This window comes from Saccharopolyspora sp. ASAGF58, assembly GCF_012277335.1.
Classification (GTDB): domain Bacteria; phylum Actinomycetota; class Actinomycetes; order Mycobacteriales; family Pseudonocardiaceae; genus Saccharopolyspora; species Saccharopolyspora hattusasensis.
Genome location: NZ_CP040605.1, coordinates 5,916,695 through 5,932,566, shown reverse-complemented (window position 1 = coordinate 5,932,566; position 15,872 = coordinate 5,916,695). Strand labels below are relative to the sequence as shown.

The window sequence follows — 15,872 nt, the reverse complement described above, 5'->3', positions numbered from 1 at the left end:
CCACCGATGGGAGTCCATCGTGGCTGACACCACTACAGGATCCCGGGGCCGCCTCGACAAGGCACAGCGTGGTGCCTTCGTCGGGGCCTTCCTCGGATGGCTCTTCGACTACTACGAGATCTTCCTTCTCACCTTCCTACTGGTCCCGATCATCGCGGAATTCGGCCTGTCCACGGCCGCCGGTGCATGGCTCGTGTCCGCCTCGCTGATCGCCATGGCTGTCGGTGGGGTCGGTTTCGGGATGCTGGCTGACCGCATCGGCCGCCGCCGCGTCCTGATGATCACCGTGCTGATGTTCACGATCGCGACCTTCGCCCGTGCGATCGCACCTAACTACGAAGTGCTGGTCGTCCTGACGGCCATCGCCGGACTCGGGCTCGGCGGCGAATACGGCGTCGGGCAGTCACTCATCTCCGAGATCATCGAACCGAGCCGTCGAGGGTGGTGGGGCGGCCTCTACTACGGCGGCGCCTTTCTCTCGATCATGCTTGCTGCTCTCGTCGGGGGGCATCTGCTTCCGGCGATTGGGTGGCGATGGACGTTCGCGATCTCCGGAGCGCCGGTGCTGCTGGTCATCTATCTCCGCTCACACACTCCCGAGTCTCCCCACTGGGTCAAGAACGCTTCGGTCAACCGCCTCAAACTGCGGGAGTACACGTCCGGGACGTTCCTCCGCCCGTTCGCCCTGTGTCTTGTCCCCGCCGTCCTCTACTTCTGGGCCTACTACGGCTTGACGACGCTGCTGCCGAAATACCTGACCTCGCTCGGGTTCAGCATGGCCGCGGCCTCGTGGTGGATCTTCTTCACCGCCGTAGCCGGCCTTTGCGGATGCCTGTTCGGTTCCTGGGCCTGCGACCGGTGGGGACGCCGTCCGACGGTGACCATCGTGATGGTCTTCGCCGCCGTCGGCGGGTTGATCGTCTATCTCGCCGGTCCGTCTGCAATCGGCTCATCAGTGCTACTCGTACCGTTTTTCATCCTCTACTTCGGATCGACTGCGCCGACCATCTTCGGGACCCTCTTTAGCGAGGTATTCCCGACGCGCTTCCGCTCGGCAGGTGTTTCCGCGGCACTCCAGCTCGCCCGCGGAACCTCCGCGCTTCCTCCGCTCATCGCGGCGGGGGTCATCGCGAATGCCGGCTACATGCCGATCTTCCTCGCGGCGACAGTCCTTTACACCGCGGTGGGTGCGTGGATCTGGCTGTTCCCCGAGACACGGAACTCCCGCCTGGAAAACCTCGAGGACGGCGCCGTACGAGCCGCTACATCACCGGAAGGAACTCCCACCGCCAATTCCTGATCGTCGTCAACCGATGTGCGGCCGTTGGGAAAGACCGTAAGCATCGAAGACGGCACGGCGCGGTCCGCAGCCAGCAAGCGAACACTGGTCGACGACAGTGCCGGGACGCAAGTCGACCGGATCGGCCCACTTCCGCTCGGAGGTGGGCCGATCCGGTATCGACCGAGGGGAATGAACACACCGGGCACTCGCCGCAGGACTCGGGAGTCTTGGGAAGCGGTGAGCGGCGCATCGATTCTCCGCAGCGCACCTCCGCCCCACGATCTGCTCACCGCCCTGCACCGAAACAGCGCCCAACCCGGAGGTCTCCGCTAGCTAGCCTAGGGTGAGCTGGCGGAAGAACACCCGTGAGTGTTTTTGGGTGCCATAGCACCCAAAAACACTCACGGGTGTTCTCTGCTTACCGAAACGCTCGTCGCGAACCGCATAGCCGCGAACACGCCCCCGCTGCTTCCCGCCATGGCGCGGCCAGGCGTTGTTCGATAGCGCGGATTGCCCTGGTGAGACTGGTTTTCTGGAGCACCCAGGCACCGCAGGGACAATCGGTAACGGATCATGGACGCCGTCGCCTCATGCCCGCAGGAATTTGGACTTACTCGTCTAGTTCTAGTTGGAGAGGGTTGATCACCGTCAGCTGGGGCGCTCCCCAGACCCGACCTGACCGGCGTCGCAGTGCTACAGGGGCGCGTTTGCACGTTGGTGCTACCGACGGTGTACCAACCCGGCTGCTCGAAGTCAGCCGTCGAGCTGGAAACGGAGACGGTAGGTTCCAATCCACACCGCATCGCCGTCGCCGAGCTCCGCACGGTCGATCAGCCGTCCGTTGACGTACGTGCCGTTCAGCGAGCCGACGTCGGTCACCACGTAACAATCGTTGATCAGCAGCACCTCGGCGTGAAAACGGGACACAGTGGGATCATCGAGCACCAGGTCGCAGCTGTGATCACGTCCGAGCATGCACGGTGAGTTCACCTCATGCCCGACCCCGGCGTCGGGGCCACGCGTGTAGATCAGCTTTGGGTTCGCCCCGCGGGAAACGGGCTCCCGGGCAGCCTGCGGGATGCCGACGGGCTTGGGCGGTTCGGTCGACGGAATGGTGGCTTCCGGTGAGCGCCGCACCTTCTTTGTTGGCGGCACATCATTTGCGGGATGGCTCATAACATCTCCTGACGCGAAACCGGTCGAAGTGACCAGCCAACCCGAGCGTTCGGGGAGCGAGATGACCAGCACTCCGGCACAGCGGCCCATGCCTGGCCTGCGCACCTGATCGGGGATCCACACCCTAATGCGCCAGCGGCCCCGTGGGAAGAGAACCGCAGCGCAACAGCGCACCCGCCGTCTCCTGCGCCTCGCAGGACCTCCGACACCACTCCCGTCGCACCGAGATCCGGCCGATTGAGGCTGGGCAACAACTCGTCGGGGGTCGCCTGCGGTGACCTTGAACGTCTCGAAGCCACGACCGGCTGGAGTGTCTTGAAGCCCCCACAACCAATGCCAGGTTAGGGGACCAGGTAAATCACGCTGAACAGGCCAATCCACACGATGTCCACGAAGTGCCAGTAGTATGAGACGACGATCGCCGCGATCGCCTGCGCCGGCGTGAACCGGCTCAGGAGAGTGCGGACCATCAGGAACACGAATGCCACCAGGCCGCCGATGACGTGCAGGCCGTGGAACCCGGTAGCCGTGTAGAAGGCCGTCCCGAATGCCGAGGATGAGATCGTTGTGGCGTGCTCGGTGACCAGCATGCGGTACTCGTTCGCCTGGCCCAGCACGAAGATCGTCCCCATCACGAGGGTGACGACGTACCAGCGGCGCAACCCGTATACATCCCCGCGTTCGGCGGCGAACACACCCCACTGGCACGTGAAGGACGACGCCACCAAGATCACCGTGAACGGCACCGCGTAACCCAGGTCCAGCTCGGCCGGTGGCGGCGGCCACGGCCCGCTGTGCTGTGCCTTGACCGTGAAGAAGATGGCGAACAGGCCTGCGAAGAACATCAATTCGCTGGCCAGCCACACGATGGTGCCCACACTGACCATGTTCGGTCGGTTCAGCGTGTGGACACGCCCACTCATCGAAGCAGTCGAATCCGACACGTCCGTCAGTATGCGATACCGACCGGCTCGCCGAGACTTGATGAAACGGTGCGACGAGGTATTCGGGCGCGGCTGCGGTACCGGATTGGCCGGGCAGAGCGTCAACTCGGCGGTGATGTTCGACTTCAGCCGGTACATGCACGACATCGTCGAGCTCGATCCACAGCTGCGCATCGCTCGGGTCCGGCCCGGCGTTATCTGCGACCAGCTGCGCAAGTGGAAGACCAACTGCGCGAACACAGCTGAAGGAGGAGACCCGGCGGCACGTGCTCGCGGTGGCACCGAATGCTGGACAGGAATTCTGGATGACCTCGCTGTCTGCAAGTGAAGGTGTCGTTGCCGCATAGGCACCGGCGCTAGAGACCTGATTCCTGACGGTCCCGCGAAAGACACCATTGCATCCATTGCAGTCGGCCACCTGGCACAGGCCGGTAATTTCATAGGCGGTCCACCGCCCGTTGCCATACCAACACCCAGTAACAGAACAGGATACTCACACCCCCGGTGACCGTTTAGTTCCCAACAAGCTGGCGCCTTCGGGTCAGCGCCGCGGCGTACGGTGAGACGCATCGGGGTTCAGCATGTTCGAACGGGACAGCACGACGGTGCCGACACCGATCAAGACTGCTCCGGCCGTCGTACCGAGCAAGAACCACCCTTCGCGCGCCTGCTCACCGAACACCGACAAACCGCACGCCACGGATACGAGCGGATTGGTCAACGTGAAACCGGGTTGCGAGGCAACAAGGTTGCCCGCGTGCAGTGCGTTCTGCAAGAGGAAGAACGCCCGCGTTTCCCCACGCTCCATCAGGGGGATCGCAGATTGTGATGGCCAGCGCTCGGCCCAACACCATCAGGTGAACCAATGGCAACAGCTCAGAATATGCTGTCGAGCGCGATCGTGGCCCACGGAGCGCAATCGCTTCTCGTGCTGGCCGGTCCAGCAAGCGAGCAGCATTCAGCTGGACTCACCAGCGGTCGACCAACTCATCGTCACCACCGAGCCGGTATCACTCGGGGTAATCACGGCCTCGTCGGCGAGGCGGCGTATCAGCGGCAAACCCCGACCGCCTTCGACGCCGGCACCCAACCCCAGCGGCACCCAACTACCGCGATCAGTGACCGTCACCTGAACCCGGCGCTCGGCAGCGAAGTGCACAGCCTCCACATCCATCTCGCCCGAGTGCGCGTACGCATGCTCGACCACGTTCGCCATCGCCTCGTAACACGCGAGCGCAAGCGCCTGCACAGCGTCGCTGCCCAGGCCCGCGCAACGGCCCCAACCGGCCAACTCATCACGCAACGCAGGAAGCTCTCCCGGCGACGCCCGGACCCGCTGGTAACGCAGCGCCGGAACCGGGCACTCCCCGTCGCCGGCAGCACCCGGCGTAACACCTCCGTTCGACATCATCTCCAGCCCCATCCGTCCAAACCATCGCGGAACATCAGGAGCCAGCGACGGCGGCCAACGCCTGTTCCTGGGAAGAGAAGAACTCGATCTCCTGATCGAGCCCAGTCAGCTGAATGGGCCGCACCGTCGCCGGGCCGTCCACGACCACCCGGAAACCGATATCGGTTCCGGCACGGTTGTGAGCACGGACCAGCACGGCGAGCCCCGCCGAGGACAAGAACGTCACCCCACTGAAATCCAAGATCAGAATCTCTGGCCGCAGATCGAAAGCGTTCATGATCGCTGACTCGACGCGAGGAGCGTTGAGCAGTTCGACCTCACCCCCGACCTCCATCAACAGGACGCGGTCAGACCATCGGGTCACCACGCTCAACGGTGTCGCTTGGTCGCTTGAGCCAGAAAACGTGGACATGCGCCCATGGTGGTCCCCGCACCACCCGAAAGCAAAGATGCCCCCGCAACGCCGGGACTACCATGTTCTACATGCGAACCTCGGTCAGTTCCTCCGACGGCGCGGAAGAGCGTTTACGGCAGATCGAGCTCGTCACCGACACGGCATTGGCACATCTCGAATCCGACGACCTACTACAGGAAATGCTGCGCCGCAGCAGCGACCTGCTCGATGTCGACGCCGCCGCGGTCATGCGTTACGAACCCGCCAGCGAGCTGCTGGTCGCCACCGCCGCAGTGGGAATCAAAGACCTGGTCAGCCAAGACATCCGCAGCCACGTCGGCCCCAGCTTCGCCCACACCGCCGCCGGCCGCCGACGGCCGATCCTGGACAGCGCGCACGACCCCTCCGTACTCCTACCCGCGTTCCAACAGCATGGAATCTCAACACTGATCGGCACACCGATGCTGGCAGGCGGCGACATCATCGGTGTGCTCTACGTCGGCACCTACCGCACCCGCCGCTTCAGCGAACACGACATACACCTGCTCCAACTCGTCGCCGACCGCATCGCACTGGCAATCCGCGCCAGCACCACCCACGCCGAACGCGCCGCGACGAAAGCCCTCCAACACAGCCTGCTACCCACGAAACTCCCCACAGTTCCAGGAATAACCCTCGACGCACGATACGTCTCAGGCACCGACCCCGGCGTCGGAGGCGACTGGTACGACGTCTTCACACTACCCACCGGCCACATCGGCATCGTGATCGGAGACGTCGTCGGCAACGGCCTGCCCGCAGCCATCATCATGGGCAGACTACGCAGCGCACTACGCGCCTACGCCCTCGAAACCGAAGACCCAGCGCAGGTCTTGCACAAACTGGACCGCAAAGTCACCCACTTCGAGCCGAACGCCATGGCCACCGTCGCCTACTCGATCTACGACCCCGCAGCGGCCGCCCTACGCATCTCCATGGCAGGCCACCTACCACCAGTAATCGCCAAACCCTCCCGCCGAAGCAGCCTCGCCCCAGTACCCGTAGACCCACCCGTCGGACTGGGAGTCACCCACCGTGACCGGCGGACCAGCGTGATCGAACTACCCGCACACGGAGTCGTTTGCTACTACACCGACGGCCTGGTCGAACGCCGCCACCGGTCGATCGACATCGGACTCGATCAGCTCTGCGACGCAATCAACCCCGCGCCAGCCAGCACCGTCTGCACCACGGTGATGAACAAGCTCATCGGCACCCAGCCACCCGACGACGACATCGCACTTCTCACGATCAGCCACTCTGAAACCACCAACACACCCAGTCACTAATAGTTCAGATGAGGGGCCTCGCGTTTTCCGGACGGGTGATTGACTGTCCATTTCACGCGGTTTTCGATAAGTTCAGGTGTTCGGTGTGGACTTCTCGTGGAGGCCGATACCCGACCGCCGAATGGAGCCTTCGCTGATTGTACCAAAGTTCGATATAGCGGGTGATGTCTTGTCGGGCGGCTTCTCGTGTTAGATAGGTCACGCGGGAAACGCGCTCGTTTTTCAGGGCGCCGAAGAACGATTCGGCCATAGCGTTGTCGAAACATTATCTGGCTAATGATCTCGGTTTCCGGTGATTGACCGGTTAACGCTTTCAGTCGTTTCTGGCTGTGAGGCGTCGGAGTTGTTCTTCGTGGTGGCGTACTCGGGTGGCGAGGGCGTCGAGTGCGGTGCGGAGGGTGGCGATCTCGTCGGTGAAGCCGGTGAGGGTGCCGTTAGTGCTGGTCTGGTGTCGGTGGTGTTCGATGACGGCGCGGAGGGTGGGGTTGCGGTAGAGGGTGGTGCGGCCCAGTCCGGTGCGAGCAGCAATGGCCGTGAAGGTGACGGCGTGGCCGTCGTGGATGAGTTGGGTGCAGGCGCGTTCGACGCGGTTGAGAGTGCTGGTTTTGGTCATCCTGCTTGGGCCTCGTTGATCAGGGTGTCGAGTCGGGCGATGAGGCGTTGGTGTCGTTGAGCTTCGGTGATCCAGCCGCGTTGTTCGGCGTCGCGGGCCAGTGCTTCGGCGTCGACGCGCTGGGCGGCGAGGATGGGCAGCGAGCTGGCTTCGGTGTGGAAGCTGGGGCAGTGCTCGCAGATGTTGGCGTAGGGGCAGGCGTCTTGGGCGGGTGCGCGCAGGCAGAATCCGCCGGCGAGGCGGGATTTGAGCAGAGGGGTGTCTTTCCAGTCGGCTCCGCCGGTGATGTCGGTGATGTCGGCCAGTGGCAGGCCGATCCTGCCGGTGGTGGGGGTGCGGGCCTGTTGTTTGGCGAGGTCGAGGCCTCGTTCGTATTCGGCTCGGACGGTGGTATCGAACAGTCGCCCGTAGCGCAGGCTCATTTCGGCGGAAACATGGCCCAGCAGCGCCATCAGTGCTTGGAGTGAGACCCCGGCGTTGACCAGGGCGGTAGCGTAGGTGTGGCGGAGCTGGTGCGGGGTGAGGTGGTCAAGTCCCGCGGCCTGAGCAGCGCGGTTGAGTTCGTGACGGACTGCGCTTTGGGACAGTCGCCGGCCGTGGTGGGTGAACAGGAACTGGACGGGACGCCGGTAGCGGGGGTGCGGCATGGGTCGTCCGTGGGCGCGGATGGCGGTGATGTGGTCGATCAGGTCGAGGATGTCGTCATCGATGGGGATCATCCGCTCTGTTTCCAGTTTGCCGAGCGGGATTTTCAGCCAGTGGCCGTGGTCGGGGACTTCGTGGACGCAGTCGAGTTCGAGGTCGAGGACCTCTCCGATGCGCAGCCCGCAGGCGCGTTGCAGTCGCAGGGCTGTTGCGGCCAGTTCGTTGCCGGGCTGTTCGGTGAGCACCTCGGTGAGTCGTCGGTCGATGTCGACTGGTAGGTAGCGGGGCAGGGTATGCGGGAGTTTGGGGACATCGTCGCGGAACATCAGCTTGCGGGGTGGTGCTTGCGGCCAGCCCCACTCGGTGATGTCGGTCAGAAAGCCCATCAGTGCGAGCACTCGCCGGGACCGGTCCGCGACGGTGATGAGCTCATTGTTCTTCGCGCTGATCGCGTCGACCAGCGACGTCAGGTAGGGCTCGATGTGTTTGCGGCGATCCAGCTCGGCGATGGAGCCGAGTTCGGGGTCGATGTCGGCCAGGAACACTCCGAAGTGTTTGAGCCGGGTTGCGATCGCCGACACCGTTTTCGGTTGGCAGGTTGCCCGTTTGCGTTCCAAATAGGCGATCATCGTCTCGCGGATCGGTGGCTGTAGGTCGGAAAGCCTTTGCGTGAACGGGACCGGGCCGCCCGAGCGTGGCAGCTCATCGACGATTCCCAGGTGAAACAGCACGCGCTGGGCGTTACTGGCCGCCGCCAGATAGTGCTTGTGGCCCTTGCCAGTTCGCGTCTCGCGCTCCTGACACGCAGCCCGGAACTCGTCCAGATCGGCCACGGTGATCCGGTCCAGCGACCGTCCAGTCTGGATGAGCAGCCGGACCGGTACTTGGGAGCCGGTGGCGAACCGGACCCGTTCGGTGAACCCGAGCTCGGCGGCCGCGGTCATGAACCGATCGAGGTCTGGTCTCAGCGGTGAGTCTTTGATTTCCCGCCAGATGCTGGAGAGTTTGCGTTCCAGCAGATAGTCATAGCCCGGTTGCAGCACCCGGTGCAGCATCAGGAACGTGATGATCGGCCGAGTCGAGCTCCCAGCCGACAAGCGAGTCTCCAACGACTCGGCCACCCACCCTCGCGGGTCCGGCCAGCGCCCGAAGAACACCCGAGCCGCCCACGAGTAAGCAGCGTTTCCCCGTCCTGTCTGCTGAAGATAGTCCAGATAGGCGATGTGCAGATCATTGCTGGGATTGGGAGCGGAGGCGATCGCGAGCGGCATCGAATTCTGCTTTCACGTGGGCCGGAGCCAGATGGATGTAGCGGGCGGTGGTGTCGACATGAGCGTGGCCGAGCAGGGCTTGCATCACCGCGAGATCAACCCCCGCTTCGGCCAGGGCGGTGCCGAAGGTGTGTCGCAGCGCGTGGGGATGTCCTCCGACGATGCCGGTGATTCCACGGTGATAGCGGAAGATCGTGCGCAGCCCGGCCGCGGTCAACGGCTGGCCCCGGTTCGGTCCCTTGGCCACGAGAAACAGGCGGCCACTGCCGGATTCGGGCCGCTCGGCCAGCACATACACCTGGATGACCGAGGCGACATCAGGGTCCAGCGGGACGCGGCGTTCCCGCTGGCCCTTACCGAGCACCTGCAGCCATCGGCCGCCGATATCGACATCGGCGATGTTCAGGCCCAGCACTTCGGCGGAGCGCAGCCCGCAATACAGCATCAAGCCCGCGATCGCCCTGTCCCGCCATGTGCGGAAGCTCGCCAACAGCTCCGCCGCATCGGACTGCGACAGCGCCGTGGGCAGGCGGCGGGGCTCCCGAAGCCGCAGCGACGAGCGGTTCTTCGGCCGACGAACGGTATACGCGAGCATCCCGCTGCGCTCACCCGCTACCCGCCAGCGGGCCTCCTTGCCTTTGGGGACCGGATTTTTCATGTCCGGGTCCCGCATCGCCGCGAACGCGAACAAACCCGAGATCGCGGCCAACCGACGATTGATCGTCGTGGCGGCGTACTGATCCATCCGACGCCCCGACAACGTGATCACGTTCGGCCCCGGCCGGCCGGGAACCGTCGCCTCACGGCAGGCGCGCAAGAACCGCAACAGCACCTCGGTGGTCACCTCCGGCAACGGCTGCTCCTCGGAAACGAGCCACCGGCAGAACGCCAAAAGGTCGTATCCGTAGGCACGCACGGTCTTCGGTGAGTAGTTCCGATCGGCCAGATGAGCCAAGTACTCATCCACCAACCCAAACCCCGACGCGGCCGGCCCGGCCAACACCCAGCCACCGTCGTGTTCCTCAAGCCGAATACCGGCCTCGGTGTTCATAGGGACAGACGTACCAGCACTGACCACTTCGAGCAGGCAAGTACCACTACCGCAGCATGTCGCTGACCAGCCCAAACACGACTATTAGCCGGTTAAGAGGGAGATCCCGGTGCGGCCGGCGGATCTCCTGAGATCAAGCTTCCTTAGTTCCTTGCTGAAATCGGCCGACATGTAATTGCTGCCGCGGTCGGTGTGGAAGATCGCGTGTTTCGTGAGTTTTCTGTTCCGTGCGGCGTTGCGTATGGCGCGAATGATGAGTGGAGTCTGGTAGTTGTCGTCCATGGCGTAGCCGATGACTTCTTTAGTGCAGCAGTCGATGACGGTCGCGAGATAGAGCCAGCCTTCCCCGGTCGGGATATAGGTGATGTCGCCGACCAGTTTGACACCGGGGGTCTCGGCGGTGAAGTCGCGGCCGACGAGGTCCGGGACGGTGCCGGCCGCGGCCTGCGTGAGGGACCATCGCTTCGGCTTCGGTTGGCAGGGAACCAGATTCAGCTCGCGCATGAGCTGGCGGATCAACTCCGGGCCGGCGGTGACACCCCATCGGGCGAGCTGGGCATGGATACGCCGGTATCCGTAAGTGCTGTCGGACATTTCGAACGCCTTCGTGATGAGCAGTTTCAGTTCTTCGCGTCGCTGATCCGTCGCGGAATCGGGACGCTGCCGCCATTCGTAGCAGCCGGATCTGGACACGTCGAGCATGTCGCACATGAACTCGACGGGATACGCATACTCCGCGGTGCCGAGTCTCATCGTTTCGATGAACTCGTACTTACTTGCTACCGGGGTTCCTTCGCGAAGTATGCTGCGGCTTTTTTCAAGAAGGAGACTTCCATCTCCAGTTCGCGATTACGGCGTTCGAGTTCTTTGAGTCGGGCTCGCTCCTCCACCGACAACGACTCGTCCGGATTTCTGTGCTCGCGCTCATGCCGACGTACCCACGTACGCAGCGTCTCGGGATGCATGCCGAGCGACCGCGCGACATCGGCTACGGATTTGCTGGATTCCAGGGCCAGCTGGACCGCTTCTTCGCGGAACTCTGGCGAGTACTTGCTCGGTGGTGCCACTAGATCTTCCCTCGATTCCCTTGCAGGGTAACCCTATTGGGTCCCTGTCCGGGATCTTCGAGGCCCCTCAAGAGCACTCTTTGATAGAGCCTTGACGCACTGGTCACCGCAGCCTTTAGCGACCGGTCAGTGACGTCGCGACGAGCACGTAATCATCGGCGGACACGCCACCTGCCGCTGCGAAGCCTGGCTCAGTTGCGCGTTTGCCCAGCGACTGCTTGGGAATCCGACTGGGCGCAAGCAAGTGACGAAGGAGACAGGCCGGTGCAAGCCCATGAGAACACTCGGCGCGTGGTCGTCGTCGGAGCGACCGGAAACATCGGTACCAGCGTTGTCAATGCGCTCGACATCGACCAGGCCATCGGCTCGATCGTCTCCCTATCCCGCCGAGAGCCTCCCGTCACCAGCAAGAAGACCCGCTGGGAACGCACTGACATCAGAGAAGACGATCTCGTAGCGCGTTTCGCATCAGCTGATGTCGTGATCCACCTAATTAGCTAGCGTGGTTGTTCCAACCTACCCACGATCCGATCACGACCTGGCGCAACAATGTGCTCGGCAGCATCCGGGTGTTCGAAGCGATCGCCGCCGCCGGCGTCCCAAGACTGGTTTACGCATCTTCGATCGCTGCTTACAGCCCGGGACCGAAGGAGCAGCCGATCGACGAAACTTGGCCGACGCACGGATGGCCGGCCGCCGCGTACAGCCGGGAGAAGGCATACCTGGAGCGCTATCTCGACACCTTCGAGGTGCACCATCCTAGCGTCCGGGTAGTCCGGATGCGAACCGCATTTTGCTTCAAAGCTGAGTCAGCCGCTCAGCAACGACGTCTGTTCATGGGTCCTTTGCTGATGAACCGGCTCGTGAGACCAGACTTACTTCCGGCTCTGCCCACGCCCAAGGGCTTTCGGTTCCAGGCAGCGCACAGCAATGACATCGGGGAGGCTTACCGGCTGGCAGCACACTCCACCAGCATCGGTGCGTTCAACATCAGCGCAGATCCGCTGATCGACACCGATGTCCTCGGCAAGCTGTTCAGCAAGCCCACGGTGAGCCTTCCGTCGTGGATTCCGCGGACCGCCCTTTCGGCCGCTTGGAAGCTGCACTTGGTCCCCGCTTCACCGGAACTGTTCGACACGTTCCTCCGACTTCCCGTCATGGACATCACCCGCGCTCGCGACGAGCTTGGTTGGACGCCACAGCACAGCTCAACGGACGCCGTTGAAGACTTCCTCCGCGGATTGCACGACGCCACGGGCGGAAATACCCCGCCTCTGCAATCGCACATACCCGGAGGGCGCCTGCACGAAGTCGGAACAGGAGCGGGTCAACGACCGTGACCACTCACCAGTGCTCATGACCCGCCGGAACATGGTTTGCGTCCGCCCGATCGGGTAGCCGTTGGGTGCTCAGAATCAGGTCTGACGAGCACGAACAAGCGAGGGGTGCACGTGTCACATTCACAGCAGTCAAGAACCCGCGATCTGGTCCTGGCTGGAGCGCGCGGCTTCGTCGGCGCCATGGCGATGACAGGTATCCGCACCGTTACCGGCAATATCGGCCTCGTCCACGAAACCCCGCCCGAAGCGATCGTCGGCAAGCACGCGCCAGAATCCGTCCACAGGCTCACCGAGGGGCATCGCGCCGCACTGACTGAGACCGCGCACTGGTTCTATGGCGCACTGGCAGGACTCGGATACCGGCTTCTTCCTCGTAAGATCCGCGCGAGACGGTGGTGCGGGCCGGCCTACGGTCTAGTTATCTGGCTGGTTTTCGAGGGCATTATAGCGCCGCTTCTGGCTGTGCGCCCGGCTCGCCGAAAGCTACTTGGACGACTGCTCATCGCACTCGATCACGCCGTCTACGGCATAGTCGTGGCCGGCAGGCTCGCGCCCGAGCCCGACACGATTGAACACCGGTCAGCATCACAGGAAGGATCTCGCCACGTCGTGAATTCCGCCCTGGGAAGCAGCGAGGCAGGCCCGTCCAGACCCGAATATCGTGAGTAGCCGCGATGAACGAGTGAATCGCCGGAAGCCCTTGGGTGCCATTGGATTCCGGCGGATGTATCACAGGCCCACGCCGTCCCCTCATTCACAGAACTCCGCAAGGCGTCGTTCGAGGTCGTCCTGCGCATTCGGGAAGCGAAACGCTGGTGCGGCGACCATTCCGGGGTTCTGCCCGTTCGTCGCCTCCAGCAGGAACTGCTCTACCTGCGCAGGGTCGGGCAGAATGTCCTCGCCCATGAACTCTAGCACTGCGGTGTCCCCGTGGCCGTCGGTCTCGATGCGCAGCCCCCAGCCGCTGACCTCATCCCAAGTCAGCAAGAGCGGAAACTCCGCGAGGGTTGGTACGTGCGAATTCACCAGAACAATCGCGGTGGCCAATTCCCGATCGAGATTGACATCGATCTCAAAGACATCGCCGCCGAGGTCGTCGGCCACCGACCTCACGTAGGTGACCAATCCGTCGGCCGCGCGGCTGGTCGTGTCCATGGCCGCTCCTCTCGTCCAACCTCACTTCCTGCTCAGAACCACTAAGCTGCTCTCAGGGTAACCAGAATGCTTCTGGCCTAGTCCTCCCAGAACTCAGGGCCGCCTCGCTCTTCGCTGGCAACCCGCGCGTTTTCCGGGCCCTTCGTGCGGCAATGCAGTAGGGGTCGAAATCCCCGGCGAGCGAGGTGTAGTGCTCAAGAACTCCCGGAACGTGGTCAGCCCGGGGCCGTTCTTGAGCCGAAACGGCATCCTGATGTGCACGCAGCCGTGGCCGAAGTGGCCTTAGAGCGCCGGACGCTCGTAGCCGTACCGCTGGAACAGCGCGAGCAGGTCGCGCAGGTAGTCGCCGAGCGCATTCGGCGACACGGCCGAATCCTCCCAGCCTTCCCAGCTTTCTGGCATGTCCGGGGGATGCGCGTTGACTCCCAGCCCCGCCTCGCGAGTCTTGAGCATCCGCTGCTCCTGTTCGGGATCGTCCGAAACGGCGACGTCATCGTCCGAGGTCGACTTCCCCAGAGCGGCAAGCAACTCGTGCAGCTGAGTGTCGGCTTCCTCGCTGGTGTCGCCGCCGAACTGGACCATCAACCAGCTGTTCCCCTGCGGCAGCATCGCGACCGACTCGAGGAACTGGCCTTCCTCCCGCATAAAGTGCACCAGTTCGCCACCGATGGCTTCCAGTTGCATCGGCCGGCAATGCGCGATGATCTCCGGCACGGCGTCGGCGGCCGCAGCGATGTCGTCGTAGCCGGGCGCGAGCATGGCTGCAGCCGGCACCACTGGCACCAAATCGATCTCGGCGTGGAGCACGGTGGCCAGCGTGCCCTCGCTGCCGACCACGAGTCCGGCCAGGTCGAATTCCGCGCCGAGCAGCGAATCCAGGTTATAGCCGGACACCCTCCTCGGGATGTCCGGCGGATGTCCGGGTAGCGCTCGCGGATCTCGTCGGCGTAGCGGTCGCGAATCTCCCGCAAGCGTGCGCACAACGCGCCGAGCCCGCCGCCCGCGTCGATGCGGTCCTCCAGTTCTTCCCGCGTCCATCTGCCCGCCCAGGCCCGGGTGCCGTCGTAGGTGAGAATCTCCAGCCGGGCCACGTTATCCACGGTCTTGCCGTATTGCTGGGCGCTGGCCCCGCAGGAGTTGTTGCCCACCATCCCGCCGATCCTGCAGTGGCTGTGCGTGGCCGGTTGCGGCCCGAACTTCAGCCCGTGCTCCGCGAGTTGGCGGTTGAGGTCGTCCAGCGCGATCCCGGGCTCGACGACGCAGGTCCGCGCTCGCGGGTCGACCGAGACGAGCTTGTTGCTGCTCCAGTCCAGGACGACCGCGGCATTCGTGCACTGGCCCCCGAGGCTGGTGCCGCCGCCGCGGGACAGAACCGGCGCGTCATGGCGGCGGCAGACCGCTACCGCACGTGCTCCCGCCTCCACCGTGCGCGGCACGACGACGCCTATGGGCACCTGGCGGTAGTTCGACGCGTCCGTCGAATACGCGCCGCGGGTGCCCGCGTCGAAGCGGACTTCCCCATCGACCTCCGCGCGGAGATCGCGTTCCAGCGCTTCGATGTCCACTTGAGACGGTTCGGAGATCCGCGCACGAGCATCAACCATCTTCCCCTCCCCTTTCAGGCGATCCGAGAGGCTTCGGCGTCAGCCGCCTTGAACGTCATGCCGTGCCCCGCGCGCGAGAGCTCGGGGCGCACCCACCCACGGTCGGATCGAGCACCCCGTCGAAGAACATCCGCTCGATCCGGTCATGGTCGTGGAACCACTCCAGATGCCGGAGGTTCGGCGTGGCCAGCGCGACGTGCGCGGCGAGGTTCTGCGCGCAGTGCCCGGAGATCTTCCGGTTGCGAGCAGCCGCCACCGCGGCGGCCCGCAACCACTCTCCGAAACCACCGCAGCGGGTGACGTCCACCTGCAGGCAGTCCACCGCCTCGCAGCGTCCCACAGCGCGATCTCCACCGCCGACATCGCGCACGAGACCAGGCCCGAACGCCCGACGTTGCGAACCGCCTGCTGCATCGCCTGCCACGCGGCCGAGACATCGAGCCCGTCGCGGCCTTCGACGGCGGAGGCCAGGATCCCGTGCACGAGCTCGGTACCCGCGACATCGGCGTAGGTCCAGCCCAATCCGACCACGTCACCGACCTCGGCGCGCACCACCACGATCGTCGTGGCCGACCAGGCCAATGTGCCATC

Annotated in this window: 19 protein-coding genes and 3 pseudogenes; 6 read left to right on the top strand and 16 right to left on the bottom strand. The window is 64.1% G+C overall.

The window, feature by feature from the left end; genetic code table 11:
• Nucleotides 1-19: 19 nt before the first annotated feature.
• On the top strand, nucleotides 20-1,300 hold the full coding sequence (locus FDZ84_RS27670) for an MFS transporter (protein ID WP_168588258.1): 1,281 nt from the start codon (nucleotides 20-22) through the stop codon (nucleotides 1,298-1,300).
• Between the two features lie 735 nt (nucleotides 1,301-2,035).
• On the opposite strand, the gene FDZ84_RS27665 is transcribed toward FDZ84_RS27670, so the two are convergent.
• Both FDZ84_RS27665 and FDZ84_RS27660 read right to left on the bottom strand, forming a co-directional pair.
• Nucleotides 2,036-2,530, bottom strand: a complete 495-nt coding sequence (locus tag FDZ84_RS27665) for an FHA domain-containing protein (RefSeq protein ID WP_168588257.1) — start codon at nucleotides 2,528-2,530, stop codon at nucleotides 2,036-2,038.
• A gap of 269 nt (nucleotides 2,531-2,799) precedes the next feature.
• Nucleotides 2,800-3,381: a heme-copper oxidase subunit III gene (locus FDZ84_RS27660; RefSeq protein ID WP_168588256.1), complete on the bottom strand. Its 582-nt coding sequence runs from the start codon at nucleotides 3,379-3,381 to the stop codon at nucleotides 2,800-2,802.
• 61 nt (nucleotides 3,382-3,442) lie between these two features.
• Here FDZ84_RS27660 and FDZ84_RS27655 point away from each other — a divergent pair, with 61 nt between their 5' ends.
• On the top strand, nucleotides 3,443-3,730 hold the full coding sequence (locus FDZ84_RS27655; RefSeq protein WP_210435146.1) for an FAD-binding protein: 288 nt from the start codon (nucleotides 3,443-3,445) through the stop codon (nucleotides 3,728-3,730).
• Nucleotides 3,731-3,943: 213 nt separating this feature from the next.
• On the opposite strand, the gene FDZ84_RS27650 is transcribed toward FDZ84_RS27655, so the two are convergent.
• The 3 genes from FDZ84_RS27650 to FDZ84_RS27640 all read right to left on the bottom strand — a co-directional run bounded on the left by FDZ84_RS27650 (nucleotide 3,944) and on the right by FDZ84_RS27640 (nucleotide 5,177).
• Nucleotides 3,944-4,210: a hypothetical protein gene (locus FDZ84_RS27650; protein WP_210435145.1), complete on the bottom strand. Its 267-nt coding sequence runs from the start codon at nucleotides 4,208-4,210 to the stop codon at nucleotides 3,944-3,946.
• 150 nt (nucleotides 4,211-4,360) lie between these two features.
• On the bottom strand, nucleotides 4,361-4,825 hold the full coding sequence (locus FDZ84_RS27645) for an ATP-binding protein (RefSeq protein WP_210435144.1): 465 nt from the start codon (nucleotides 4,823-4,825) through the stop codon (nucleotides 4,361-4,363).
• Between the two features lie 22 nt (nucleotides 4,826-4,847).
• The gene (locus FDZ84_RS27640; RefSeq protein WP_210435143.1) at nucleotides 4,848-5,177 is read right to left on the bottom strand and encodes an STAS domain-containing protein; all 330 of its coding nucleotides are present in this window, start codon (nucleotides 5,175-5,177) and stop codon (nucleotides 4,848-4,850) included.
• Between the two features lie 110 nt (nucleotides 5,178-5,287).
• Here FDZ84_RS27640 and FDZ84_RS27635 point away from each other — a divergent pair, with 110 nt between their 5' ends.
• The gene (locus tag FDZ84_RS27635) at nucleotides 5,288-6,535 is read left to right on the top strand and encodes a PP2C family protein-serine/threonine phosphatase (RefSeq protein ID WP_246868472.1); all 1,248 of its coding nucleotides are present in this window, start codon (nucleotides 5,288-5,290) and stop codon (nucleotides 6,533-6,535) included.
• A 52-nt stretch (nucleotides 6,536-6,587) separates the two neighbouring features.
• Here FDZ84_RS27635 and FDZ84_RS27630 read toward each other — a convergent pair.
• The 6 genes and pseudogenes from FDZ84_RS27630 to FDZ84_RS27605 form a co-directional block, all read right to left on the bottom strand.
• A pseudogene (locus FDZ84_RS27630) lies at nucleotides 6,588-6,800 on the bottom strand (integrase core domain-containing protein); the annotation flags it as partial.
• 48 nt (nucleotides 6,801-6,848) lie between these two features.
• Nucleotides 6,849-7,148 carry a DUF6262 family protein gene (locus tag FDZ84_RS27625; protein ID WP_168584698.1) on the bottom strand — a complete coding sequence of 100 codons (300 nt, stop codon included), beginning with the start codon at nucleotides 7,146-7,148 and terminating at the stop codon, nucleotides 6,849-6,851.
• Nucleotides 7,145-9,064, bottom strand: a complete 1,920-nt coding sequence (locus FDZ84_RS27620; protein ID WP_168588252.1) for a tyrosine-type recombinase/integrase — start codon at nucleotides 9,062-9,064, stop codon at nucleotides 7,145-7,147. Before FDZ84_RS27620 ends, FDZ84_RS27625 begins: the two co-directional genes overlap by 4 nt.
• The gene (locus FDZ84_RS27615; RefSeq protein ID WP_210435142.1) at nucleotides 9,024-10,031 is read right to left on the bottom strand and encodes a tyrosine-type recombinase/integrase; all 1,008 of its coding nucleotides are present in this window, start codon (nucleotides 10,029-10,031) and stop codon (nucleotides 9,024-9,026) included. The genes FDZ84_RS27620 and FDZ84_RS27615 overlap by 41 nt, the downstream gene beginning before the upstream one ends.
• A gap of 168 nt (nucleotides 10,032-10,199) precedes the next feature.
• The gene (locus FDZ84_RS27610; protein WP_168590394.1) at nucleotides 10,200-10,919 is read right to left on the bottom strand and encodes an IS3 family transposase; all 720 of its coding nucleotides are present in this window, start codon (nucleotides 10,917-10,919) and stop codon (nucleotides 10,200-10,202) included.
• A complete protein-coding gene (locus FDZ84_RS27605) occupies nucleotides 10,895-11,182 on the bottom strand; it encodes a transposase (protein WP_168584701.1) in 288 nt (95 codons plus the stop codon). Before FDZ84_RS27605 ends, FDZ84_RS27610 begins: the two co-directional genes overlap by 25 nt.
• 264 nt (nucleotides 11,183-11,446) lie before the next feature.
• On the opposite strand from FDZ84_RS27605, the gene FDZ84_RS41080 reads away from it, so the two are divergent.
• From FDZ84_RS41080 to FDZ84_RS27595, 3 genes are all read left to right on the top strand, one after another.
• A complete protein-coding gene (locus tag FDZ84_RS41080) occupies nucleotides 11,447-11,683 on the top strand; it encodes an NAD-dependent epimerase/dehydratase family protein (protein WP_371812693.1) in 237 nt (78 codons plus the stop codon).
• A 5-nt stretch (nucleotides 11,684-11,688) separates the two neighbouring features.
• The gene (locus FDZ84_RS27600) at nucleotides 11,689-12,522 is read left to right on the top strand and encodes an NAD-dependent epimerase/dehydratase family protein (RefSeq protein ID WP_371812692.1); all 834 of its coding nucleotides are present in this window, start codon (nucleotides 11,689-11,691) and stop codon (nucleotides 12,520-12,522) included.
• A gap of 111 nt (nucleotides 12,523-12,633) precedes the next feature.
• On the top strand, nucleotides 12,634-13,191 hold the full coding sequence (locus FDZ84_RS27595; protein WP_168588251.1) for a DUF1440 domain-containing protein: 558 nt from the start codon (nucleotides 12,634-12,636) through the stop codon (nucleotides 13,189-13,191).
• Nucleotides 13,192-13,272: 81 nt separating this feature from the next.
• Here FDZ84_RS27595 and FDZ84_RS27590 read toward each other — a convergent pair whose 3' ends face one another.
• The 5 genes and pseudogenes from FDZ84_RS27590 to FDZ84_RS39415 all read right to left on the bottom strand — a co-directional run.
• A complete protein-coding gene (locus FDZ84_RS27590; protein WP_168588250.1) occupies nucleotides 13,273-13,677 on the bottom strand; it encodes a DUF6292 family protein in 405 nt (134 codons plus the stop codon).
• 282 nt (nucleotides 13,678-13,959) lie between these two features.
• Nucleotides 13,960-14,571, bottom strand: coding sequence for an FAD-binding oxidoreductase (locus FDZ84_RS38080; RefSeq protein WP_246868471.1), 612 nt, complete (start codon nucleotides 14,569-14,571; stop codon nucleotides 13,960-13,962).
• Between the two features lie 215 nt (nucleotides 14,572-14,786).
• Nucleotides 14,787-15,281, bottom strand: a pseudogene (locus FDZ84_RS41075) (FAD-binding oxidoreductase); the annotation flags it as partial.
• A 55-nt stretch (nucleotides 15,282-15,336) separates the two neighbouring features.
• A complete protein-coding gene (locus tag FDZ84_RS39420; protein ID WP_246868470.1) occupies nucleotides 15,337-15,621 on the bottom strand; it encodes an enolase C-terminal domain-like protein in 285 nt (94 codons plus the stop codon).
• A 41-nt stretch (nucleotides 15,622-15,662) separates the two neighbouring features.
• Nucleotides 15,663-15,812 (bottom strand): annotated as a pseudogene (locus tag FDZ84_RS39415) (mandelate racemase); the annotation flags it as partial.
• Between the last annotated feature and the right edge of the window lie 60 nt (nucleotides 15,813-15,872).

Coding starts and splice junctions, on each gene's coding strand:
- FDZ84_RS27660 (WP_168588256.1), bottom strand. CDS start 3,381: ATGAGTGGGCGTGTCCACACGCTGAACCGACCGAACATGGTCAGTGTG.
- FDZ84_RS27655 (WP_210435146.1), top strand. CDS start 3,443: ATGAAACGGTGCGACGAGGTATTCGGGCGCGGCTGCGGTACCGGATTG.
- FDZ84_RS27650 (WP_210435145.1), bottom strand. CDS start 4,210: ATGGAGCGTGGGGAAACGCGGGCGTTCTTCCTCTTGCAGAACGCACTG.
- FDZ84_RS27645 (WP_210435144.1), bottom strand. CDS start 4,825: ATGGGGCTGGAGATGATGTCGAACGGAGGTGTTACGCCGGGTGCTGCC.
- FDZ84_RS27635 (WP_246868472.1), top strand. CDS start 5,288: ATGTTCTACATGCGAACCTCGGTCAGTTCCTCCGACGGCGCGGAAGAG.
- FDZ84_RS27625 (WP_168584698.1), bottom strand. CDS start 7,148: ATGACCAAAACCAGCACTCTCAACCGCGTCGAACGCGCCTGCACCCAA.
- FDZ84_RS27620 (WP_168588252.1), bottom strand. CDS start 9,064: ATGCCGCTCGCGATCGCCTCCGCTCCCAATCCCAGCAATGATCTGCAC.
- FDZ84_RS27590 (WP_168588250.1), bottom strand. CDS start 13,677: ATGGACACGACCAGCCGCGCGGCCGACGGATTGGTCACCTACGTGAGG.